Genomic DNA, 20,641 nt, shown 5'->3' with positions numbered 1-20,641 from the left:
CAGCCTCCATTGCTTACAGGGTGTTGGGCTCAAGAGATTACGGGCGCGGGCCTGGATTGCGCAACGGCGTTGTGCAGCAGCCGATACGCCTGCACCAATTGATCGAGGCTGAACGCCAGGTTGCGCCCGCTGGGGTTGGGCAACACCCAGACCGAGGCGTCGCCCAGTGGCTGCGCTTGCAAACCCCAGGCGACCTCGCGCTGGCCACTCAGCGCGCTATAGCCGGGCTTGCCGAGGAACGCCACGAAACGCGGGGCATGGCGGCGGATTTTGTGTTCGAACGCCGCCGCCGCGTCCTGGAATTCATGCCGCGCCAACTCGCCTGCACTGGCCGTTGGCCGTGCCACCAAGGTGGTCAATCCGCAACCGTAGTGCAGCAAGGTGGCGCCGTCTTGCGGGCGAATTTCATGGGGCGTGAAACCGGCCAGATGCACGGTGCGCCAGAAGCGGTTGCTGCGATTGGCAAAATGCAGGCCGAGGGCTGCCGAGCCCTTGCCAGGGTTGATGCCGCAGAACAGTACGTGCAAGTGGTCGGCGAGGAGGTCGTCGAGTCGCTCGTTCATGCCGGATCTTCCATGCTGATAGGTGTGACGAGTCATCAACCTTTGGTTTAGTCTGGAACGCTTAGTGGATCACAAGCGCCTCTGGAGCATTGATTATGACCGAGTACGTACCTGCCAAAGTCTGGACCTGGGACACCGAAAGCGGCGGCACCTTCGCCAGCATCAACCGGCCTATCGCCGGCGCCACCCACGAAAAGCCGCTGCCGGTGGGCAAGCACCCGCTGCAGTTATACTCCCTGGCCACGCCCAATGGGCAGAAGGTCACGATCCTGCTGGAAGAACTGCTGGCCCTGGGGCACAGCGGCGCCGAATACGACGCCTGGCTGATCAAGATCGGCGACGGCGACCAGTTCGGCAGTGGCTTTGTGGCGGTGAACCCGAACTCGAAGATTCCTGCGCTGATGGACCACAGCGGCGCCACACCGATTCGCGTGTTCGAATCGGGCGCGATTCTGCAGTACCTGGCCGAGAAGTTCGGTGCGTTCCTGCCCACGGAGCCTGCGGCCCGGGCTGAATGCCTGTCGTGGCTGTTCTGGCAGATGGGCAGCGCGCCTTACCTGGGGGGTGGCTTCGGGCATTTCTATGCCTATGCGCCGAGCAAGATGGAATACCCGATCAACCGCTTCGCCATGGAGACCAAGCGCCAACTGGATGTGCTGGATAAGCGCCTGGCGGTCAGCCAATACATCGCCGGGGATGAATACACCATTGCCGACATCGCGATATGGCCTTGGTACGGTGGGTTGGTCAAAGGCCGCTTGTATGGCGACTCGGCGGAGTTTCTCTCTGTGCATGAATACAAGCACGTGCTGCGCTGGGCCGACGCAATTGACGCCCGGCCGGCGGTGCAGCGCGGGCGGCGGGTGAACCGGGTGTCGGGTGAAGAGCAGTTGCCCGAGCGGCATAGCGCCAGCGATTTGGATTAAGTCCTGGCACCGTAAAAAATGTGGGAGCGGGCTTGCTCGCGAATGCGGTGGGTCAGTAAAGAATAGGTTAACTGACCCACCGCATTCGCGAGCAAGCCCGCTCCCACACTTTTGATCGTCATTAATCAGGTGACATGTTTTCCGGGGTCACTATCTGCGGCGGTATATGCACGCGGTGCCTCAATGGGTCAAACCCCTCATCACTCTGCAAGCGCACCAGCAACTCCACCAGCGCCACGGCCGTCTGCCGTGGCTGCGAGTCCATCACCACGTCAATCAAGCCGTTGCTTAATGCCTGACGCGACAACGGCGTGGACTCTTGCAGGATGCAGCACAGCGGCGGGCGCTTGGGCAGTTGCGCCAGGGCGTTGATCACGCCGTCGCCACCACCGCCGACCACACATAACCCACGCAAATCGGTATGGCGGCTGAGCAGGTCGAGGGTGGCTTCTTCGGTGATGTCGCAGTTGTCCAGGTTGATCAGCGGCTCCAACGGTTTTAGCCCCGGCGCGTGTTCGGCCAGGTAGCTGTGCAAGCCCTCGACCCGTGCCTGATGGCCGAGGAAACGATGGCCGCCCAACAGGATGCCCACGCTGCCTTTGCGTGCGCCGCAGGTGCGCGCCAGCAGCCAGCCCATGGTGCGCCCGACTACGTGGTTGTCCTGGCCTACATAGGGTTCGGCAGCGTGTTCATGGATATCCGAAAGCAGGGCAACCACCGGCACGCCTGCTTCACGGATCTGCGCCAGGCAGGCGTTGATCAACGGATGGGCGAAGCTGACCACCGCGAGGGCGTCGCACTGCACGGCCAGTTGTTCGATTTGCGCGACGATGACGCCGGGCGTGCGGTCGTTGATGTAGTCGAACTGGCAGCTCAGGTTGGCGGTGGCGTGATGCTGCGCTGCCTCGCTGATGGCGTGGGCCAACTGCGCATAGAAGGCTTGGGCGGTCCCCAGCAACAGCACGCCGAAACGGTAGGTGGGCCGACGTTCGCGAATGCGCTGGCCGATCAGCCGTGCGGCGAAATAGCCCACCGCTTCGGCGGCCTGGAACACCTGTTCGGCGGTGCCGGGGTTGACCGGCGCGCGGGCGTTCAACACGCGGTCGACGGTGGCTACGCTGAGCCCCGCATGGGCGGCGACGGTGGCGATGGTTGGGCGTTTGTTGTTGTGCATGGCAGGCCCCTTGAGCGTCTTGATAGAAAACTATCAAGCCCCGCTGGGCCTGGATGATAGCTTGATAGGGAATGGATTCAAGGCCTTGAGGGTGATTTAGCCGCACTCTATCGTTGGTTTCGCAAAGCCCCTGAAACCCACGCTTGCGGAGAACAATAACAATGCCTGGACACACCGCTCACCGCGCTCGGCGCGATTACAGCCTCACCGGCCCCGAAGCCGCCCGGGCCGCCGACAAGGGCCTGGTCTCGGCCCGTTGGTACCAGTCGCCCATCCCGCGCAATCGCATGAAAGCCCTGATGCAACGCCGCGACGCTCCGGCGTTGCTCGACACCGCCCTGTGGTTCTCAGCGTTGTTGGCCACCGGTGTCGGCGGCTACTGGTTCTGGGGCAGTTGGGCCTGCGTGCCATTCTTCATCGCCTACGGTGTGCTCTATGGCACGGCCTCCAACCCGCGCTGGCACGAAACCGGCCACGGCACGGCGTTCAAGACCCGCTGGATGAACGATGCGCTGTATCAGGTGGCGAGCTTCATGTGCCTCTTCGAACCCCACGTGTGGCGCTGGAGCCATGCCCGCCATCACACCGACACCATCGTCGTCGGTCGCGACCCGGAGATCGTTGAACCGCGCCCGCCGAGCTTATGGATGATGGCCCTCAGTCTGTTCAACCTACCCCTGGCCTGGAAGACCTTCAGCGGCGTGGCCCGCCATACGTTCGGGCGAATGAGTGCCCAGGAGCAGAACTTCATCCCCGAATCCGAGTGGCCCAAGGTGTACCGAGATGCGCGTATCTGGGTCGGCATCTACGCCCTGATCATCGGCACCGCGCTGTACCTGCACAGCGCGTTGCCGCTGATGCTGGTGGGCCTGCCCAGCCTCTACGGCGCCTGGCTCGGTTACCTGTTTGGAATCAGCCAACACGTGGGCCTGGCCGAAGATGTGCTCGACCACCGTAGCAATTGCCGCACCATCTACATGAACCGCGTGTTGCGCTTTATCTACATGAACATGAACTACCACCTCGAACACCACATGTACCCGATGGTGCCTTACCACGCGCTCAGTCAACTGCACGAAGAGATCCGCAGCGACTGCCCGCCGCCGTATGCCAACTTGTGGCAGGCCTACCAGGAAATCATTCCGACGATCTGGCGCCAGCGCAGCGACCCCAGCTATTTCGTCCAACGCCCCACCCGTGGCGAGGGAGCTTGCTCCCGCTGGGCTGCGCAGCAGCCCCAATAACCCTTCAGACCTACACCGTACAGACGAATCTAGGGCCGCTTCGCAGCCCAGCGCGAGCAAGCTCGCTCGCCACAGAGTAAGAGCCAGTCATTGGAGATAAATGTATGAACGATCAATGGATCGACGTCTGCGCCGTGGGCGAAATAGAAGCAGAAGACGTGCTGCGCTTCGACCACGGCGCGCAGACCTATGCGGTGTTCCGTTCTGCCGATAACGAATTCTTCGCCACCGCCGGCTTGTGCACTCACGAGAAAATCCACTTGGCGGACGGCCTGGTGATGGACCATGTGATCGAATGCCCCAAGCACAACGGACGCTTTGATTACCGCACCGGCAAGGCCCTGGGCGCGCCGGTGTGCGTCAACCTCAAGACCTACCCCGTGCGGGTAGATGCGGGGCGGGTACTGCTCGCCGTCACGGCCGAAGAATGAACGCTCCCCTGATCATCGTCGGCGCCGGCCATGCTGGTGGCCGTGCGGCACTGACCCTGCGTGACGAAGGTTACAGCGGGCGCCTGATCCTGATTGGCGATGAAGCGCACTTGCCCTACGAGCGGCCACCGTTGTCCAAGGGCTTGTTGCAAGGCTCGACCGACTTGGCGCAATGCAGCCTGTGCGACAGCCAGCAGTTGGCGGCGCTCGAGGTAGAGCATATCGCCGCCAACCCGGTCAGCCGCCTGGAGCCCCAGCACCACCGGTTGCAACTGGCCAGCGGCCAATGGTTGACCTATGCCGGCCTGCTGCTGGCCACCGGAGGCCGGGCGCGACGCTTGCCCCAGGAGCAGGCCAACGTGTTTTACCTGCGCACCCATGATGACGCGTTGGCCCTGCGCGACCGCCTGCGCCCTGGCGCTCGGCTGGTGGTGGTCGGCGGGGGTTTTATCGGTTTGGAAGTGGCGGCGACCGCACGGGGCCTTGGCTGCGATGTCACGCTACTGGAAGCCGGGCCACGGCTGGCAGGGCGGGTGTTGCCGCCGGTGATCAGTGACGCGTTGCTGGCATTGCACCGTGAGCAGGGTGTGGACGTGCGTTTGAACGTCGCCCTGGAGTGCATCCACGCCGACGCCGTGCAACTGGTCGACGGGCAACGGCTGCCCTGCGACCTGGTGGTGGTCGGCATTGGCATGCAGCCCAACATCGAGTTGGCCGCGGCGGCGGGCTTGGACGTCGGGCAGGGCATTCGTGTCGACGCGCAGTTGCGCACCAGTGTGGCGGATATCTACGCGGCGGGGGACGTATGCGAGTTTCGCCTGGCGGGCCTTTATCAGCGCCAGGAAACCTGGCGCAACGCCGAAGCCCAGGGCCGTCTCGCGGCGTTGAACCTGCTGGGGCAGGCGTTGGCGTTCGAGACGATCCCGGGTTTCTGGTCCGATCAATACGCGTGGGGCTTGCACACCGTCGGGGTGATGACTGCGCTGATGGTTCGCCGGGAATTGCCCGACGGTGGCCTGCTGCTGTTCTACCTTGACGACCATCACCGTTTGCAGGGCGCCTGCAGTTGGGCCTTGGGTAACCGCGCAGCCAAGGACGTCAAGCTGTGCGAGCACTTGATTACTGCCCGCATCCCGCTCAACCCGGCCAGCCTGGCCGACCCTGAGGTATCCCTGAAGCTGTTATTGCGAGGCTGACCATGCGCCAGTTGTTAGTATTCCAATCGATGTGGGCCATGCAAACCGAGCCCGGCAGCCTCGAAGCACAACTGGACCGCATCGCCGCCGCCGGTTATGACGGCATCACCGACCATTACTGGGCACCGGCATCGGTGCAGCGCCTGCACGCGGCGGCCACGGCCAGGGGTTTGCAGATTGAAGGGCAACTGTTCCCGCAATCGGTGGATGAGCTGGCCAGGGCATTGGAGGTGATCAGCCGCTACGGTTGTCACCACCTCACCTTGCAAGCCGACGTGCGCCCACGTACCCAGGCCGAGGCGGTCAGGCTGATCGACGGCTGGCAACGCCTGGCCGAACAGGTGGACTTCCCGATCCTGCTGGAAACCCACCGTTATCGGCTCACCAACGACCTGTTGTTCACCCTCGACCTGCTGGCACAGATGCCCGATCTGAAACTGCTCGCTGACCTTTCCCACTACGTGGTTGGCCGCGAGTTGCCCGAGCCCGGCAGTGTGGAAGACGACGAACAGATACGCACCATCCTGCGTCACAGCTGGGGCTTTCATGGCCGCATTGCTAGCAGCGAACAGGTGCAGGTTGGCCTGGGTTTTCCCCAGCACCAACCGTGGGTCGAGCGGTTTACCGGCTGGTGGCGCTACGGGATCGAACACTGGCTGGGCCGCGCTGACAGTCCGCAGAGCTTGTCCTTCACTTGCGAGTTGGGCCCGCCACCCTATGCGATTACCGACGCACAGGGCCGCGAACTCACCGATCGCTGGGCCGAGGCGCTCAAGCTCAAAGCCCTGATTCGCCAGGTGTGGGCCAGTTGCCCTCGATGATCTGCTAATCTGCGCGGGTTCACCGCCCTCAGCCTGTGGAATGCCCATGAAAACCTGCCCCGTCCGTCCCCCGCTCGAACCACAATCGGTGTGCCACCCGATCACCAGCAGCGCGATCTTCATGGTCGCCACCCTGGCGCCCGATGCGGTTGAAAACGTGCGGGCCTGGTGCGCCGACATCGCAGGCCTGGTGCGCTCGGTAGGCAAGCGCGTGCCCTCGGGCAACCTGACTTGCGTTTGCGGGTTTGGCTCGGATGCCTGGGACCGCCTGTTCGGCGCGCCGCGCCCGGCGGCCTTGCATCCATTTCGCGAGTTCGGTGTGGAGGGGCGCAAGGCAGTGTCGACCCCAGGTGACATCCTGCTGCACATCCGTGCCGAACAGATGGACCTGTGTTTCGAGCTGGCGACCCAGCTGATGGCGGCCCTGGGTGATAGCGTGAAGGTGGTGGATGAGGTCCAGGGCTTTCGCTACTTCGATATGCGCAGCATCATCGGTTTCGTCGACGGCACCGAGAACCCGGTGGGGCGCAAGGCCGAGGCGTTTACCCTGGTGGGCGATGAAGACCCTGAGTTCGAAGGCGGCAGCTATGTGCTGGTGCAGAAATACCTGCACAACATGACCGCGTGGAATGGCTTGACGGTGGAGGCTCAAGAGAAGGTGATCGGGCGCACCAAATTGTCGGACATCGAACTGGACGACGACGCCAAGCCGAGCAACTCCCACAGCGCCCTGACAGTGATCACTGACGAGGACGGCGAGGAGGTGAAGATCCTGCGCGACAACATGCCCTTCGGCCGCCCTGGTGCCGGGGAGTTCGGCACCTACTTCATCGGCTATGCACGCTCGCCGCAGCCGTTGGAGCAGATGCTGGAGAACATGTTCATCGGCCGCCCGGCCGGCAACTACGACCGCTTGCTCGACTTCAGCACGGCCGTGACCGGCGGCCTGTTCTTCGTGCCCTCGGCCGACTTGCTCGAAGCGCTGGCCGACCGCGAACCGGTGGCTTAACTCAACAGCCCGGTGCTGACCGCCACAATCAGGAAGATCCCCAGCAGCGCACGGTAGATCACGAACGGCCAGGTGGAGAAACGCTCCAGAAACTTCATCAGGCCCCAGATGGCAAAGAACGCCGAGACGCTGGCCACCACCAGGCCAAAGATCAAGTGCGGCCAGGCGTGGGCGGGCAGGTCGGCGCGCAGCAGCACCCATAACTCTTTCAAACCGGCCAGGGCGATGGCCGGCAAGCCTAACAGGAAAGAAAACCGCGCCGCTTCTTCGCGTTTGAAATTCAGGAACAGCGCCGCGGTCAACGTGGAGCCCGAACGCGATACGCCCGGTATCAACGCGCCAATCTGTGCAACCCCCACGATCAGGGCATCGCGCAGGCGCATTTGGCTCACGTCGCGTGTATGCCGGGCACGCAGTTCGGCCACTGCCAGCAGCACCGCCATCACCACGCAGGAAATGCCGATCACCATCAGCCCGCGCAATGGCGAGTTGCAGGCATTCAAGGTCGACGACAACGCCAGCCCCGCAATGCCAATCGGGACGGTTGCCAGCACAATTGCCACGGCGAGCTTGAACCAGCGGTCGTTGTAGTCGCCCCGGCGCACCGCACTGATGCTGCCCGTGGTGACCTGGCGCACATCGCGCCAGAAGTAACTGACCACTGCTGCCAACGCTGCCAATTGCATGGCTGCGGAAAACGCCGAGCCAGGGTCTTGCCAGCCGAGCAGGGCGGGTACCACGCGCATATGGGCGGTGGATGACACCGGCAGCAATTCAGTAATGCCCTGGATCACGCCCAGGATGAAGATCTGCAGGTAATCCAGGGAGGCAAAGCCCACATCCAGGCCGGCGGTACAGACGTTGGTCAAAATACGTGTCCTTGAGCAATAGAGGGAAACCGGCGAAGTTTATTCTAAATGTTTCAGGATTTCGGCCAGGGCAACCGCTATTTGCAATCGATTCAGCCAATAGAAAGGATTCGCCAGGCCATTGGCGTGGGCAGCACTTTTGTGAACAATGGCGCCCTGCGTTTTTCCACCGAGAGCCCCATGCCTGAAACCACCGTCGAATTGATCCAGACCGGCCCCGAAGAAGCCGAACTGATCCGCAATCTTTACCAGTACTACGCCTATGAGTCTTCGGACTGGGAACAGGAAGATGTCGAGGCCGATGGGCGTTTCTACATCCACGACGAACACTTGGCCCGCTACTGGAGCGACCCGCAATGGAGCGCCAACCTGCTGCTGGTAGACGGCTACATCGCCGGCTTCCTGTTGATCGAAGGCAGCGAACTGCCGGGCATCGACGCCCTGGAACTGGCCGACCTGTTCATCCTCAAGCGCTACCGCCGTAAAGGCATTGGCCGCGCAATTGCCAGCCAGGTGCTGTGCAGCGGCGCGGCCAATTGGTTGGTGCGTTTCTATGATCAGGACGAGGTGTCCCAGGCGTTCTGGCGCACCGTGCTGGATAACCTGCCGCGTCCGGTGCAGATGATTGAACTGGAGGATGATCCGCAGTTGGTGAGCTACCTGATTACCCGGGCTTCGTTGCATTGAGGGGCTGGGGCTTTCTCTCGATGAGCATAGATATTAGAACAACGCTGTAGCGATCAACCCGTAACCACGATGCGAAGCGAGCTGCTCGTGATCTTGCTCTTGATCTGCTGTTGATCTGCTTTTGATCTTGATCTTAAGCGCCCCGTCAAACCACGCTGGCCGAACGCAGGCTTGAATTCGTGGGTAACCCGGCAGGACGCCGGGTTAGCCGCCCCGCGCCATGGATGGCGCGTGGCGGCGGCCCACGGATTCAAGCCTGTGTTCGGGCACACCGAGCCTAGGCGAGGTGCCGAGTGGTGGGGCAAGAGCCCTTTTGGTTACTTTTGGCTGGGCCGGCATTCCGGGCTCTTTTCCAAAAGTGACCCGCTGTAAAAGCGGAACCATAAGCAGCCGTTACCCAAATAACGGATATGTACACGGTCTGATCCAAGATTCTGGTCGGCTGTCAGGCCGCCTTCGCGAGCAAGCCCGCTCCCACAGTTTGATCGCGGGGTGTCAGGTAGGTAAGTGTCGGCTGGTAGGCCGCCATCGCAGGCAAGCCAGCTCCCACATTTGGATCATGGCACTTCAGGTAGATAGGCGTCGGCTGTCAGGCCGTCACGGGTCTAGCCCGGGTTGAACAGCACCTGCTGCATCGCCTGGGGCGGCTGCCCGAAGGCCCTGAGGAACGCCTGGCGCATGCGTTCGCGGTCTCCAAACCCGGTTTCGCGGGCCACCACCTCTACCGGGTGACGGCTGATTTCCATCATCGCCCGCGCAGCTTCCACCCGCAGGGCTTCGATGGCTTTGGCTGGGGTTTGACCGGTTTCTTCGCGAAACACCCGGCTGAACTGGCGGGGGCTGAGCCGGGCAACGTCGGCCAGGGCGTCCACCGACAAATCATGGGTGAGGTTTTCACGGGCATAGGCCAGGGCCAACTGCACGCGGTCGGACTTTGGGTCCAGTTCCAGCAAGGCCGACAGTTGCGACTGCTCGCTGCCGCGGCGCTGGGCAATCACCAGCTTGCGTGCAATGCGCCGGGCCAGGCCGCTGCCCAGGTCGTCCTCCACCATCGCCAGCGCCAGGTCGACCCCGGCGCTCATGCCCGCACCGGTCCACACCTGGCCGTCGACAATGAACAACTTGTCTTCTTCCAGGTGGATATCCGGGTAGCGTTTGCGAAATGCCGGCGCATGGATCCAGTGGGTGGTGGTGCGCTTGCCCGCCAGCAGGCCCGCCTCGGCCAGTACAAAGATGCCCATGCATAAGGACGCCACCCGGCGCGACTGCGCGGACGCGGCCTTGACCAGCTCCAGCAGGTTGGCTTCGGGCAGGCGAAACTCCAGGTAGCCGCTGACAATCAAGGTGTCATAGCCTTCTGGGCGCAGCGCGCTGGTGTTCACCGAAAAGCCCTGGGAGGTCATCACGGCGCCGCCGCTTTCCGACACCAGGTGAAACTCATAGGCCGGCTCGCCGCGCAGCAGGTTGGCGCACTCGAACACCGAGCCCAGGCTGAGGCTCAACGACTGGAAATTCGGGTAAACCATCAGCGCAACGCTGTGCATTGCATCTCTCCAAGGGGCGGGGGAGAGGCGATTGTCGGCGCGTGCCCGGCAAACGGCAACCGACTTTGGTGCATGTCCGCAATCCTTGCGGATATGACATTGTGAGCCACTGCCTCGCTGCCTAACATGAGACAACTGTTATTCACACCGACCGAGGCACTGGAAAATGAAAGTATTAATGGTACTGACCTCTCACGACCAGCTTGGCGATACCGGGCGCAAGACCGGCTTCTGGCTCGAAGAATTCGCCGCACCTTATTACGCGTTCAAGGACGCTGGCGCCGAAGTGGTGTTGGCTTCCCCGGCCGGCGGCCAGCCGCCGCTGGACCCCAAGAGCGATGAACCGGATGCGCAAACCGAGCAGACCGAGCGCTTCGGTAAAGACTCGGCTGCGCAGCAAGCCTTGGCGACCACCGTGAAGCTGGACTCGGTCAACGCCGCCGACTTCGACACCGTGTTCTACCCAGGCGGCCACGGCCCGCTGTGGGACCTGGCGGAGTCGCCGGTGTCCATCGCGCTGATCGAAGCCTTCGAGCGGGCCGGCAAGCCCATCGGCTTTGTCTGCCATGCACCGGGTGCCTTGCGTCACGTCAAGGCGGTTAACGGTGAGCCGTTGATCAAGGGCCGCCGCGTCACCGGGTTCTCCAACTCGGAAGAGGCCGCTGTGCAGTTGACCGAGGTCGTGCCGTTCCTGATTGAAGATGAATTCAAAAAACTGGGCGGCCAGTATGAGAAGGGCGCTGACTGGCAATCCTTCGTCCTCGTCGATGGCTTGCTGGTGACTGGGCAAAACCCAGGCAGCTCCAGCGAAGTGGCCAAGGCCCTGCTGACACTCTGCGCTTAAGTTAATCAACCGATCTACACGGTGGCGACTCCCAGGAGTTGCCACGGTTTTCGTTCGTCCTGAATTTGGAATATCGCCGTGCCTGACTGCATCCTGAACACCCCGATCAAGCTGGGGCATCACCGCTTGAACAACCGTGTCGTACTGCCGCCGCTGACCCGCCAGCGCAGCGCCCAGCCTGGTAATATCGCCACCGACCTGATGGCCGAGTACTACCGTCAGCGGGCCAGTGCCGGGTTCATGGTCAGCGAGGGTACGCAGATCGAACCCCGGGGCCAGGGCTACGCGTGGACGCCGGGCATTCATACACCGGCGCAAATCGAGGGTTGGCGCAAAGTCACTGCAGCGGTGCATGCCGAGGGCGGGGTGATCTTCGCCCAGCTATGGCACGTAGGGCGGGTGTCCCATCACGCGCTGCAACCTGACGGTGGAGCCCCGGTGGGCCCGTCTGCGCTGCCAGCGTTGCAAGCCAAAGCCTTCATTGAAACCGGGCCGGGTGTGGGTGAACTGGTGCAGCCACCGGTACCCCGCGCCTTGACCACGCTGGAAATCGACGAGCTGGTGGGGCACTAGTACGGCGGCTCGCTGGACAATCGCCTGCGCTTGCTGCGCGAGATTGTCGAAGCGGTTTGCAAGGTGGTGGGGCCGGAGCGCCTGGGCGTGCGCTTTTCGCCGCTGTTCAGTGGCACCGATCAGGACCGGGTCTACATCGGCCTGGTGGAAGAGGACCCGCACCTTACCTATATCGAAGCGATCAAGGTGCTGGAGGCGTCGGGCATCGCCTATGTGTCCATTGCCGAAGCCGATTGGGACAACGCGCCCGACCTGCCCGAGACTTTCCGCCAGGCCGTGCGCCGCACCTTCAGCGGTAGGATCATCTACGCCGGCCGCTACACCGCCGAGCGCGGCGCACGGCTGGTAGAGGCCGGGTTGGCGGACCTGATCGCCTTTGGACGGCCCTTCATTGCCAACCCGGACTTGCCCCAGCGGCTGTTCAATGGCTGGCCGTTGAATGCGTTGAAGGCCGAAGGCTTGTATGGCGGGACAGAGGCGGGGTATGTGGATTATCCGGTATATGCCCAACAGCCGTGATAGCCCATGATGGCCTGTGTTTTATCCAGTGTGGGAGGAGGCTTGCCCTAACGCCGGTCAGTTAAACGAACGCTATGCTCGAAGCAATGAAGATCAAATGTGGGAGCTGGCTTGCCTGCGAAAGCGGTCGTGCAGTAACAGATACAGTGACTGACACACCACCTTCGCGGGCAAGTCGAATCGCCTCACTCCACCCGCAACACAATCTTGCCGATATGATCCCCACCTTCCATCCGCGCATGGGCCTGGGCGGCGTCGGTGTAGGCGTAGACCTGGTCGATAATCGGCAGGCAGCGCCCGGCACTGAGTACCGGCCACACGTGTTCGCGCAGTTGCTGGGCAATCTTGGCCTTTTCTTCCCGGGTGCGGGCGCGCAGCAGTGAGCCGGTAATCACCGCGCGTTTGCCGAGGATGGTCAGCAGGTCGACGTCGTTGGCCTTGCCGCCACCGAGGAAGCCGAGGATCACCAGGTGGCCGTCCATGCCCAGGGCCTTGAGGTTATTGTTCAGGTACGAGGCGCCCATGATGTCGAGGATCACGTTGACGCCTTTGCCGTCGGTCTGTTTGGCGATGACCTCGGCAAAGTCCTGTTCGCGGTAGTTGATCGGCTCGGCACCGAGCTTGGCAATCGCCGCGCATTTGTCGGCACTGCCCGCCGTGGCGAATGCCTGGATGCCGAATTCCTGGCAGAGCATCAGCGCCGTGGTGCCGATGCCGCTGGTGCCGCCGTGGATCAAGGCGCGCTGGCCTTTGCGGGCACCGCCGAGGCCGAACAGGTTGGCCCAGACCGTGAAGAACGTTTCCGGCACGGCAGCGGCCTGAATCCAGTCCATGCCCGCAGGGATCGGCAGCGCCTGGCTGGCCGGCACTGCGCAATACTGCGCGTAGCCACCGCCATTGGTCAGGGCACAGACCTTGTCGCCCACGCTGTATTCGTTCACGCCAGTGCCCAGCGCCACCACTTCACCGGCCACTTCCAACCCCGGAATCGGACTCATGCCGGGCTTCATCGGGTATTTGCCCGCGCGCTGCAAGGCGTCTGGGCGGTTGACCCCGGCGGCGTGCACGCGAATCAGAATCTCGCCTGGCCCGGCCACTGGCACGTCGGCGCTGCGCGGCTGCAAGACCTCGGGCCCGCCAGGGGTGGTGATTTCGATCAGGGTCATTTCTTGGGGAAGCGTCATGGAAAAATTCCTGTAGCGATGAGCGTATGGGTTGGGACCGTGTGGCGGCGCAAGCAGTTCAGCACGATGAGGCCGGGTTCGCGTAGCAATGCAGTCATTGCTCTCTCCATCAACATCCCTCCCGTACGCTAGACCGTACCCTTGGCGGCAAACAATTTCTGGGCTTGCGCAAAACACTTTTCGGCGATGGCCGAGCGGGGTTCGGTTTTGCGCATCACCATGCCCAGCGGCGCGAGTACGCTGGCGTCCGGGAGGTTGATAAAGGCCAGGTTTTCGATCGGGCTTTCCAAGCCGCTGTCCAGAGGCATAATCGCGCAGCAAAAACCGTTGTGGATCGCCTGGAACAGCTGATACGTCGAATCGCTCTCGAGTATGGGTTGGGGGTCGAGGCCGCGGCTGCGAAAGCTCAGGTCAATGGACTTTCGATAGTGCATGCCATTGCTGATCATGCCTAGGGGCAGTTCGGCGGCGTCTTCCCAGCTCATTTCGGTGCCTTCGAAATGGAAGTGGCGCGTGTCGTACAGCAGGCCGACGCGGGTTTCGCCCAGTTCGAAAAACTCTAGGTAATTGGCGTTTACGTGGTCCAGGTAACACACCCCCAGGTCCAGTTGGTTAGTGCCCAGCGCTTCGATGATCTTGTCCGAGCTCATCGAGGTCAGGTTGAACTTGAGTTCCGGGAAGGTATGGGATAGGCCCTGAATGTAGCTGATCGGATTGAAGCCGCTGAGCGGCACCAGACCCAGACGCAAATTACCGACCAGTTGGCCGCGACAGGCTGCAGCTTCGGCGAACAACCCGTCATGGGCGGCGAGCAAGGTCCTGGCCCAGGCGAGCACGCGTTCACCGGCCTGTGTAAAGCCTTCGAAACGCTGGCCCCGGGTAACCAATTCCAGGCCCAGCTCATCCTCCAGATTACGTAAACGCATCGACAAGGTCGGCTGGGTGATGTGGCAACGCGCAGCCGCCTGGCCGAAGTGCCGGGTCTGCTCCAGCGCGATGAGGAATTTAAGCTGCTTGATATCCACTAAGGCACCTGTTGCGGAATAAATGAGGGGTAATTATTAACGCTGGTGGCCAGAACTCGCGGATTATTTTAGCGATTCTGTTTCTGCCCTTTTAATTAATGTGCCGTCGACTTCTTCGGTGCACGCTAATGATTGCCCAGCCAGCCATTCAGGGGTATTGAAATTGCTCAGGCGCAGATCGTCGCTTACGCAGGTCAATGCCACCAGCTCATGCTTGAGCAGCGCGCGCAGCAGGCTGCGTTCGCCTTCATCCCAGGCCTGGTTCAACTGCGGCAACAACGCCGTTGGGATCAGGCTGAACATGGGCTGCCATTGCCCGGCCTGCTGGATCATTAGCGCGGCGCCGGTCGTGGGACGCGCCTCGAGCATTGTTCTGATCAGTGCGGCATCAATATTCGGAGCATCACAGGCAAGCACCAGCAGCCAGGGATGGTGCGCAACGGAAACTCCGGCCAAAACACCGGCCAAGGGGCCCGGGAAATCCTTTTGTGAGTCTTCGACCAATTGATCGGCATACGCGCGATAACGCGCTGCATTGCGGTTGCAGGAAATAATCAAGTCGTCGGTGAACGGACGGACGATGGCCTGTACATGGGCAATCAGCGGCTTATCTTTCCACACCAGTAATCCTTTGTCCCGCCCGCCCATACGTGCCCCGCGCCCGCCCGCCAGCAGGAGTATCGAACAGGGGCTGGATGCAGCTTCAGGAGAGCAGCGCGATGGCATGACAGGAGTACCGCGAATTGAGATGAGCAGACGATCTCATTCTCGCGCCTGTACGTCCAATCATGACTATTGAAGGATTGATCGACTCACTCGATCACCGGTGAATGTCGTCCGGAAATATCAGTGATAGAAGCGCTCGATAATCCGGTCGACTGTAACGATTAGACAGTGGCTGTATGGGCGCTTTAGCCTCTGGTGATCGTTTCAATAATGGCTTGTAGGAGAGTGACATGAGCGTGAAGTCGGATGCATTATTTGTTCCGCTGAATATGGCCGTGTTGACCGTCAGTGATACCCGTGAATATGCCAACGATACCTCCGGGCAACTGCTGGTCAGCCGGCTGCTGGAGGCGGGTCACCGTTTGAGCGAGCGCAACCTGCTAAAGGATGACCTGTATAAAATCCGCGCGCAGGTCGCGACCTGGATCGCCGACGAGCAGATTCAGGTGGTACTGATTACCGGGGGCACAGGCTTCACCGGGCGCGACAGTACGCCTGAAGCGGTCCACTGTTTGCTGGACAAGCAGATTGACGGTTTTGGTGAGTTGTTCCGTGCGATATCCATCCTCGATATCGGTACCTCCACGGTACAGAGTCGTGCCTTGGCCGGTTTGGCCAACGGTACGCTGGTGTGCTGCCTGCCGGGCTCGACGGGCGCTTGCCGCACGGCGTGGGAGGGTATCCTCGCCGAGCAGCTGGATGCGCGCCACAGGCCGTGCAATTTTGTGCCGCACCTCAAATCGGTGGCCTTGTGCGAGTCCCGGGGATGAGCCCGTCACAGCTCATGTCAGTGGAGGAGGCTATCGCTTCACTGTTGGCCATGGCGCAGGCGCGACGCCTGCAAGGCAGTGAGTCGATAGCACTGAGCGACGCACGGCAACGGGTGCTGGCCAATGACTTGATCGCGACCCTGGATCTGCCGCCGTGGCCGAACAGTGCCATGGACGGATACGCCTTGAACGTCGACGACGGGAAAGGCCAGCCGCTGACCGTGTCGCAACAGATTTTCGCCGGGCATACACCTGAGGCATTGCTGCCGGGCACCTGCGCTCGAATCTTCACCGGCGCACCGGTACCCCTTGGGGCCAATTGCGTCGAGATGCAAGAGAACGCCGAGCAACTGGAGGACGGACGGGTACGTTTCAAGCAGGCGCTTAGCGCGGGCCAGAATATCCGTGCGCAAGGCCAGGAAAACCGTGCCGGGCAGGTATTGCTCGCTGCCGGCAAGCGACTCGGGCCTTTCGCGCTGGCCATCGCGGCCGCGCAAGGCTGTACCCATGTATCGGTGGTACTCCGCCCACGGGTGGCATTGCTGTCCACGGGGGACGAACTGGCTGAGCCGGGCACGACGCTGAAGCCCGGCTGTATCTACAATAGCAATCGCGTTTTGCTTAGCCATTGGCTGAGTGCATTGGGTTGTGACGTCATTGATGGCGGTATTCTTCCTGACCAGCCGCAGCACACGCGGCTCAAGCTGGAACAGTTGCAACCTGTCGCCGACTTGATCCTGACCACCGGTGGGGTGTCAGCCGGAGACGCCGACTGCCTTGGCCAGGTGCTGCGCGATAGCGGTAAGCCGTTATTCTGGAAACTCGCGATCAAACCGGGAAAGCCTTTGACCGTGGGCTATTACGGTAACGTGCCTGTCATCGGCTTGCCAGGCAATCCGGCCTCGGCACTGGTGACGTTCGGCCTGCTGGCAAGGGCATACCTGTTGCGTATCCAGGGTGTTGATGACGTCACGCCCCTGAGCTTCCCGGTTAACGTCGGGTTTGACTGGCCGAAAGCAGGCAGCCGTCGCGAATACCTGCGGGCCAAGCTGGAGGAGGGCCGGGCGATTCTGTATCCGAACCAGAGTTCAGGCGTACTGTTGGGAGCTTCGTGGGCGGACGGCCTGCTTGAAATCCCCGAGGGCTGCACCTTGCAGCGCGGTGACACGGCGCGGTTCATTCCTTTCTGCGACTTGTTCTGACGCGGCATGCACTGTCCTCAAATATCGCCACCGCCACTGTAGGAGCAAGCTCGCCCCTACCGCGGGGGCGTCATGCAGTCCAGCGGTTTACCGCCAGTTGGGCACTTTCTCTCCCCTCTACCCAGCGTTCTCCGGACGGCGTGTGTTCACGCTTCCAGAAAGGTGCCTGAGTCTTCAGGTAGTCCATCAAAAAATTGCAGGCATCGAAGGCTTCCTGGCGATGTTCGCTGGCAACACCGACGAACACGATGGGTTCACCGACCTTCAATGCCCCCACGCGGTGGACGATGCTCGCCCGTTGCAGGGGCCAGCGTTGATGGGCTCTATCGATGATCTGATGCAGCGAGCGTTCGGTCATTCCCGGGTAATGTTCAAGGAACAATTCGCTGACCTGATCCCCCTGATTGAGATCGCGCACATAGCCGACAAAGGTGGCTATGGCGCCGACGCCCGGTTCTTCGGCGTGTAGGCTGCGGGTCAGTTCACCCAGATCAAACAGCTCGGTCTGAACCTGAACAGGCATTGATCAACCTCCGGTCACTTGGGGGAAGAAGGCGATTTCATCGAAATCTTCTATCGGCGCGTCGGGTGTGCACAGCTCCTGGTTCAATGCGCACATGAGGCTGGTCTCACCGAGCACTTGCTGCCAGGTTTCACCTCGGGCGCACAGGTGCTGCCTGAGGTCGGCAATGGTGCGCAGCGACCCGTCCAGGGCGATTTTTTCGCCGCCGATGCCCAGCTGTTCCCGATAGCGCGCAAAGTAATTGACCAGGATCATTGCGCGTCACCCGCGACAAAGGTGCCCGACTTGCCACCCTGTTTTTTGAGCAACTGGATCCGGTCGATGATCATCCCGCGGTCCACGGCTTTGCACATGTCATAGATCGTCAAGGCCGCTACGCTGGCGGCGGTCAGGGCTTCGAGCTCGACGCCGGTCTGGCCGTTGAGCCGGCAGGTGCTGATGATCTGCACGCTGTCGGGCTCGACAGCACGCAGTTCAAGGTGAATCGAACTGAGCATCAGCGGGTGGCAGAGCGGGATCAGTTCATGGGTTTTCTTCGCCGCCATGATCCCGGCGATACGGGCCACCGCAAACACGTCGCCCTTGGGGTGCCCGTTAGCCTGGATCAGTTGCAGCGTGGACGGCTGCATGCGCACCCAGGCCTGGGCCTGGGCCTCACGGGTGGTTGCTGCTTTATCCGTGACGTCGACCATGCTGGCCCGGCCTGCGGCGTCCAGATGGGTCAGTGTGTGGGAGCGTTCGTTCATGGGGGCCTCGGGTCAGTTCAGTACACAATCAATGGGTTGGAGCACGGGCGGCAGTTGTGTCGCGCCGTTGGCGTGCAGCACTTCGCGTTCAATCGTGCGCACGATGGCATTGGTCGGCAGGTCGTTTTCGTCGTAGCCGAAGGGGTCTTCCAGCTCATCGCCAATCGCGTCCAGGCCAAAAAACGTGTAGCTCACGATGGCGGTGAAGACCGGCGTCAGCCAACCCAGGGGTTCGGCCATGGCGAAGGGCAGCAAGATGCAGAACATGTAGCTGGTGCGGTGCAACAAGAGGGTGTACGGGAAGGGCAGCGGCGTACTTTTGATGCGCTCGCAAATCGTCTGTGTACGGGTCAGGTTGCTCAAGTGCCTGGCCATCAGTTGGTAGCGCCATTCACTGAAACCCCCCGACTCGGCCAGCGCCGAACACTGCTGGGTCACGCGGCCGATAATGCTTTCCGGGAGATTCGGGGTGCTGGCCGACGGCAGCTTGTCGAGCCAGGGCGCTGCCGCGATGGACTCATTTTCATTGCGCAGCCTGGCGTTCAGTGCGTGGGCGAACCCGCAGAGGTTGCGCAGGATCTCTTTGCGTTGGCGAGCATCCTTGATCACTTGGGTTTCGCGAATCATGACGCGCACATCCATCACCATGGCGCCGAGGGCTTTGCGCCCTTCGTACCAGCGGTCATAGCAGGCGTTGTTGCGAAAACTCATGAAGATTGAAAGTGACAAGCCCAGCAGCGTGAATGGCGTGGCGTTGACCTTGGAGAAGTACGCCGGGTGAAGGGTCTCCACCAGCACAATCACCGAGGCCAGCAGTGTCACCAGCAGGCTACGCAGTGCGATACGCCGGGCCACGGAGCCCTTGAGCGAAGTCAATACACCGATCAGGTTGGGTTTGGCTCTGACGATCATGGGCGATGGCCTTAATGCGAAGGGGTAAAACCGGATGGGTTAACCACCGGTCATGTTCATGAAGCGGACAACCTGCACGTCATCATTGAGCTCGAAGTTGTGCCGATACGGCTTGAGTTTCATCGACTCAACGATGGCACTCTCCAGGCGTTTTGGTTCACCCGGATAGCGCCGCAGCACCTCCTTGAGGTCGACCGAATGCTCGTTGCCCAGGCACAGCAACAACCGGCCTTCAACCGTCAGGCGCACGCGGTTGCAGGTGCCGCAGAAGTTGTGGCTGTGGGGTGAAATAAAGCCCAGGCGAATATGCGGCGCCTCGGCCAGGCGCCAGTAACGCGAAGGCCCCTGGGTCGATTCTGCCGAGTCGATCAGGGTGTAGCGCTCGGCAATACGCTCGCGCACCTGCGCGCTGGAATAGAACGCCTCGGCACGGCTGTGTTCGCTGATGACCCCCAGGGGCATCTCTTCAATGAAGGAAATATCCAGGCCGCGGTCAATGGCGAACGCCACGAGGTCGTTGATTTCGTGGTCGTTGCGGCCCTTCATTACCACGCAGTTGAGCTTGGTGCGTTGGAAGCCCGCCGCATTCGCCGCATCGATACCGGCGATGACCTTGGCCAGGTCACCGGTGCGCGTCAGTTCACGAAAGCGCTTGGGGTCAAGGCTATCGAGGCTGATGTTGAGGCGCTTGAGCCCGGCATCGAACAGCGGCGCGGCCAGCTTGCCCAGTTGCGAGCCGTTGGTGGTCATGCACAACTCGCGCAGGCCGGGCAGCGTCGCGATGCGCTTGCACAGCTCGACCACGCCCGGACGAATCAAGGGTTCACCGCCTGTCAGGCGGATTTTGCGCGTGCCCAGTGCGACGAAACTTTGCGCCAGTTGATACAGCTCTTCCAGCGTCAGGATTTTCTGGCGAGGCAGGAATTCCATGTCTTCGGCCATGCAATAGACACAACGGAAATCGCAGCGGTCGGTCACCGACATCCTGAGGTAGTCGACCCGGCGAGAAAAACTATCCATCAAGACTTGATCGGTCATTAAAACCTCGGCAGCGACGCTGAGCGTGTAACTACGGTGTTTGGACGCTCGATGTAGGTAAGCGCGTTATTTAAAGCAAGGCTAGAGTTGTTTTAATGCCGCGTCTAATCACTAT

22 protein-coding genes and 1 pseudogene are annotated in these 20,641 nt (G+C 61.6%); 11 read left to right on the top strand and 12 right to left on the bottom strand.

Annotated elements, in window-relative coordinates; all coding sequences use genetic code 11:
* Nucleotides 1–29 precede the first annotated feature (29 nt).
* Entirely contained in the window at nt 30–563 is a 534-nt protein-coding gene (gene mug / locus AC07S6_RS05095) for a G/U mismatch-specific DNA glycosylase (protein ID WP_495111847.1), read from the bottom strand.
* A gap of 95 nt (nt 564–658) precedes the next feature.
* Here mug and yghU point away from each other — a divergent pair, with 95 nt between their 5' ends.
* Complete coding sequence (gene yghU, locus AC07S6_RS05090) at nt 659–1,489, top strand: glutathione-dependent disulfide-bond oxidoreductase (RefSeq protein WP_161906963.1); 831 nt, start codon at nt 659–661, stop codon at nt 1,487–1,489.
* Between the two features lie 121 nt (nt 1,490–1,610).
* Here yghU and AC07S6_RS05085 read toward each other — a convergent pair whose 3' ends face one another.
* The gene (locus tag AC07S6_RS05085; RefSeq protein WP_495111846.1) at nt 1,611–2,663 is read right to left on the bottom strand and encodes a LacI family DNA-binding transcriptional regulator; all 1,053 of its coding nucleotides are present in this window, start codon (nt 2,661–2,663) and stop codon (nt 1,611–1,613) included.
* A gap of 161 nt (nt 2,664–2,824) precedes the next feature.
* On the opposite strand from AC07S6_RS05085, the gene AC07S6_RS05080 reads away from it, so the two are divergent.
* The 5 genes from AC07S6_RS05080 (at nt 2,825) to AC07S6_RS05060 (ending at nt 7,364) form a co-directional block, all read left to right on the top strand.
* Entirely contained in the window at nt 2,825–3,907 is a 1,083-nt protein-coding gene (locus AC07S6_RS05080) for a fatty acid desaturase family protein (RefSeq protein ID WP_495111845.1), read from the top strand.
* Nucleotides 3,908–4,011: 104 nt separating this feature from the next.
* Entirely contained in the window at nt 4,012–4,338 is a 327-nt protein-coding gene (locus AC07S6_RS05075; RefSeq protein ID WP_019817317.1) for a MocE family 2Fe-2S type ferredoxin, read from the top strand.
* Nucleotides 4,335–5,534: an NAD(P)/FAD-dependent oxidoreductase gene (locus tag AC07S6_RS05070; protein WP_495111844.1), complete on the top strand. Its 1,200-nt coding sequence runs from the start codon at nt 4,335–4,337 to the stop codon at nt 5,532–5,534. Before AC07S6_RS05075 ends, AC07S6_RS05070 begins: the two co-directional genes overlap by 4 nt.
* Nucleotides 5,535–5,536: 2 nt before the next feature.
* Entirely contained in the window at nt 5,537–6,355 is an 819-nt protein-coding gene (locus AC07S6_RS05065) for a sugar phosphate isomerase/epimerase family protein (RefSeq protein ID WP_495111843.1), read from the top strand.
* Between the two features lie 46 nt (nt 6,356–6,401).
* Nucleotides 6,402–7,364, top strand: a complete 963-nt coding sequence (locus AC07S6_RS05060; RefSeq protein WP_197884076.1) for a Dyp-type peroxidase — start codon at nt 6,402–6,404, stop codon at nt 7,362–7,364.
* On the opposite strand, the gene AC07S6_RS05055 is transcribed toward AC07S6_RS05060, so the two are convergent.
* The gene (locus AC07S6_RS05055) at nt 7,361–8,233 is read right to left on the bottom strand and encodes an undecaprenyl-diphosphate phosphatase (protein ID WP_014718091.1); all 873 of its coding nucleotides are present in this window, start codon (nt 8,231–8,233) and stop codon (nt 7,361–7,363) included. The genes AC07S6_RS05060 and AC07S6_RS05055 overlap by 4 nt on opposite strands.
* Nucleotides 8,234–8,281: 48 nt before the next feature.
* Here AC07S6_RS05055 and AC07S6_RS05050 point away from each other — a divergent pair, with 48 nt between their 5' ends.
* Nucleotides 8,282–8,920 carry a GNAT family N-acetyltransferase gene (locus AC07S6_RS05050; protein ID WP_495111842.1) on the top strand — a complete coding sequence of 213 codons (639 nt, stop codon included), beginning with the start codon at nt 8,282–8,284 and terminating at the stop codon, nt 8,918–8,920.
* A gap of 605 nt (nt 8,921–9,525) precedes the next feature.
* Here AC07S6_RS05050 and AC07S6_RS05045 read toward each other — a convergent pair.
* Complete coding sequence (locus AC07S6_RS05045; RefSeq protein WP_014718093.1) at nt 9,526–10,464, bottom strand: GlxA family transcriptional regulator; 939 nt, start codon at nt 10,462–10,464, stop codon at nt 9,526–9,528.
* A 166-nt stretch (nt 10,465–10,630) separates the two neighbouring features.
* Between AC07S6_RS05045 and AC07S6_RS05040 the strand changes: the two genes are divergently transcribed.
* Together AC07S6_RS05040 and AC07S6_RS05035 are read left to right on the top strand one after the other, a co-directional pair.
* Entirely contained in the window at nt 10,631–11,308 is a 678-nt protein-coding gene (locus AC07S6_RS05040) for a type 1 glutamine amidotransferase domain-containing protein (RefSeq protein WP_019817311.1), read from the top strand.
* 78 nt (nt 11,309–11,386) lie between these two features.
* A pseudogene (locus tag AC07S6_RS05035) lies at nt 11,387–12,400 on the top strand (alkene reductase).
* Nucleotides 12,401–12,585: 185 nt separating this feature from the next.
* Here AC07S6_RS05035 and AC07S6_RS05030 read toward each other — a convergent pair.
* From AC07S6_RS05030 to mobA, 3 genes are all read right to left on the bottom strand, one after another.
* Nucleotides 12,586–13,584 (bottom strand): NAD(P)H-quinone oxidoreductase, encoded by a 999-nt coding sequence (locus tag AC07S6_RS05030; protein WP_495111841.1) that lies wholly within the window; start codon nt 13,582–13,584, stop codon nt 12,586–12,588.
* A 128-nt stretch (nt 13,585–13,712) separates the two neighbouring features.
* Nucleotides 13,713–14,609: a LysR family transcriptional regulator gene (locus tag AC07S6_RS05025; protein WP_072435720.1), complete on the bottom strand. Its 897-nt coding sequence runs from the start codon at nt 14,607–14,609 to the stop codon at nt 13,713–13,715.
* A 63-nt stretch (nt 14,610–14,672) separates the two neighbouring features.
* Entirely contained in the window at nt 14,673–15,335 is a 663-nt protein-coding gene (mobA, locus tag AC07S6_RS05020; protein ID WP_495111840.1) for a molybdenum cofactor guanylyltransferase MobA, read from the bottom strand.
* A 230-nt stretch (nt 15,336–15,565) separates the two neighbouring features.
* On the opposite strand from mobA, the gene moaB reads away from it, so the two are divergent.
* Both moaB and AC07S6_RS05010 read left to right on the top strand, forming a co-directional pair.
* Complete coding sequence (gene moaB / locus AC07S6_RS05015) at nt 15,566–16,105, top strand: molybdenum cofactor biosynthesis protein B (protein ID WP_072435721.1); 540 nt, start codon at nt 15,566–15,568, stop codon at nt 16,103–16,105.
* On the top strand, nt 16,102–17,307 hold the full coding sequence (locus tag AC07S6_RS05010) for a molybdopterin molybdotransferase MoeA (RefSeq protein WP_495111839.1): 1,206 nt from the start codon (nt 16,102–16,104) through the stop codon (nt 17,305–17,307). Before moaB ends, AC07S6_RS05010 begins: the two co-directional genes overlap by 4 nt.
* A 70-nt stretch (nt 17,308–17,377) precedes the next feature.
* Here the strand turns inward: AC07S6_RS05010 and moaE are convergent, their stop codons facing one another.
* From moaE to moaA, 5 genes are read right to left on the bottom strand one after another with little or no spacing between them, the layout of a single operon-like run.
* Nucleotides 17,378–17,830, bottom strand: a complete 453-nt coding sequence (gene moaE / locus AC07S6_RS05005; protein ID WP_495111838.1) for a molybdopterin synthase catalytic subunit MoaE — start codon at nt 17,828–17,830, stop codon at nt 17,378–17,380.
* Nucleotides 17,831–17,833: 3 nt separating this feature from the next.
* Nucleotides 17,834–18,085, bottom strand: a complete 252-nt coding sequence (gene moaD / locus AC07S6_RS05000) for a molybdopterin converting factor subunit 1 (protein WP_072435724.1) — start codon at nt 18,083–18,085, stop codon at nt 17,834–17,836.
* Complete coding sequence (gene moaC / locus AC07S6_RS04995; RefSeq protein ID WP_200649418.1) at nt 18,082–18,576, bottom strand: cyclic pyranopterin monophosphate synthase MoaC; 495 nt, start codon at nt 18,574–18,576, stop codon at nt 18,082–18,084. Before moaC ends, moaD begins: the two co-directional genes overlap by 4 nt.
* Before the next feature lie 12 nt (nt 18,577–18,588).
* Entirely contained in the window at nt 18,589–19,488 is a 900-nt protein-coding gene (locus AC07S6_RS04990) for a bestrophin family protein (RefSeq protein WP_105226547.1), read from the bottom strand.
* 39 nt (nt 19,489–19,527) lie between these two features.
* Nucleotides 19,528–20,526 carry a GTP 3',8-cyclase MoaA gene (moaA, locus tag AC07S6_RS04985; RefSeq protein WP_072435727.1) on the bottom strand — a complete coding sequence of 333 codons (999 nt, stop codon included), beginning with the start codon at nt 20,524–20,526 and terminating at the stop codon, nt 19,528–19,530.
* Nucleotides 20,527–20,641: the final 115 nt, after the last annotated feature.

It is taken from the genome of Pseudomonas sp. GW821-FHT07B01 (assembly GCF_059419065.1).
This window is presented reverse-complemented; position numbering and strand designations above follow the sequence as displayed.

Bases quoted from the DNA above. Each gene is read 5' to 3' on its own strand.
- mug (WP_495111847.1), bottom strand. From the start codon at position 563: ATGAACGAGCGACTCGACGACCTCCTCGCCGACCACTTGCACGTACTG.
- yghU (WP_161906963.1), top strand. From the start codon at position 659: ATGACCGAGTACGTACCTGCCAAAGTCTGGACCTGGGACACCGAAAGC.
- AC07S6_RS05085 (WP_495111846.1), bottom strand. From the start codon at position 2,663: ATGCACAACAACAAACGCCCAACCATCGCCACCGTCGCCGCCCATGCG.
- AC07S6_RS05080 (WP_495111845.1), top strand. From the start codon at position 2,825: ATGCCTGGACACACCGCTCACCGCGCTCGGCGCGATTACAGCCTCACC.
- AC07S6_RS05075 (WP_019817317.1), top strand. From the start codon at position 4,012: ATGAACGATCAATGGATCGACGTCTGCGCCGTGGGCGAAATAGAAGCA.
- AC07S6_RS05070 (WP_495111844.1), top strand. From the start codon at position 4,335: ATGAACGCTCCCCTGATCATCGTCGGCGCCGGCCATGCTGGTGGCCGT.
- AC07S6_RS05065 (WP_495111843.1), top strand. From the start codon at position 5,537: ATGCGCCAGTTGTTAGTATTCCAATCGATGTGGGCCATGCAAACCGAG.
- AC07S6_RS05060 (WP_197884076.1), top strand. From the start codon at position 6,402: ATGAAAACCTGCCCCGTCCGTCCCCCGCTCGAACCACAATCGGTGTGC.
- AC07S6_RS05050 (WP_495111842.1), top strand. From the start codon at position 8,282: ATGTTTCAGGATTTCGGCCAGGGCAACCGCTATTTGCAATCGATTCAG.
- AC07S6_RS05045 (WP_014718093.1), bottom strand. From the start codon at position 10,464: ATGCACAGCGTTGCGCTGATGGTTTACCCGAATTTCCAGTCGTTGAGC.
- AC07S6_RS05040 (WP_019817311.1), top strand. From the start codon at position 10,631: ATGAAAGTATTAATGGTACTGACCTCTCACGACCAGCTTGGCGATACC.
- AC07S6_RS05030 (WP_495111841.1), bottom strand. From the start codon at position 13,584: ATGACGCTTCCCCAAGAAATGACCCTGATCGAAATCACCACCCCTGGC.
- mobA (WP_495111840.1), bottom strand. From the start codon at position 15,335: ATGCCATCGCGCTGCTCTCCTGAAGCTGCATCCAGCCCCTGTTCGATA.
- moaB (WP_072435721.1), top strand. From the start codon at position 15,566: ATGAGCGTGAAGTCGGATGCATTATTTGTTCCGCTGAATATGGCCGTG.
- AC07S6_RS05010 (WP_495111839.1), top strand. From the start codon at position 16,102: ATGAGCCCGTCACAGCTCATGTCAGTGGAGGAGGCTATCGCTTCACTG.
- moaE (WP_495111838.1), bottom strand. From the start codon at position 17,830: ATGCCTGTTCAGGTTCAGACCGAGCTGTTTGATCTGGGTGAACTGACC.
- moaD (WP_072435724.1), bottom strand. From the start codon at position 18,085: ATGATCCTGGTCAATTACTTTGCGCGCTATCGGGAACAGCTGGGCATC.
- moaC (WP_200649418.1), bottom strand. From the start codon at position 18,576: ATGAACGAACGCTCCCACACACTGACCCATCTGGACGCCGCAGGCCGG.
- AC07S6_RS04990 (WP_105226547.1), bottom strand. From the start codon at position 19,488: ATGATCGTCAGAGCCAAACCCAACCTGATCGGTGTATTGACTTCGCTC.
- moaA (WP_072435727.1), bottom strand. From the start codon at position 20,526: ATGACCGATCAAGTCTTGATGGATAGTTTTTCTCGCCGGGTCGACTAC.